The sequence below is a fragment of the Massilia soli genome, from assembly GCF_016809835.1.
In the GTDB taxonomy this organism is placed as follows: Bacteria; Pseudomonadota; Gammaproteobacteria; order Burkholderiales; family Burkholderiaceae_D; genus Telluria_A; species Telluria_A soli.
In genome coordinates this window covers 1-235 of the sequence record NZ_JAFBIL020000036.1, presented here as the reverse complement: position 1 = coordinate 235, position 235 = coordinate 1, and the positions used below count along the sequence as shown (strand labels likewise).

Genomic DNA, 235 nt, shown 5'->3' with positions numbered 1-235 from the left:
GAGCGGGAGAAGAGTCTCGAACTCTCGACCTCAACCTTGGCAAGGTTGCGCTCTACCAACTGAGCTACTCCCGCATTTGCAAGACAACGATTATCGCAGAAACGGGCCAGCTTTCCAAGGATAACGTGCATCTTTTGCTACGACGACAGGTCCGAAACACTGGAGCGGGAGAAGAGTCTCGAACTCTCGACCTCAACCTTGGCAAGGTTGCGCTCTACCAACTGAGCTACTCCCG

1 tRNA gene is annotated in these 235 nt (G+C 54.0%); it reads right to left on the bottom strand.

Features of this window, described 5'->3' with window-relative positions:
- Window position 1: 1 nt before the first annotated feature.
- A tRNA-Gly gene (locus I4X03_RS23020) sits at window positions 2–74 on the bottom strand.
- Window positions 75–235 lie beyond the last annotated feature (161 nt).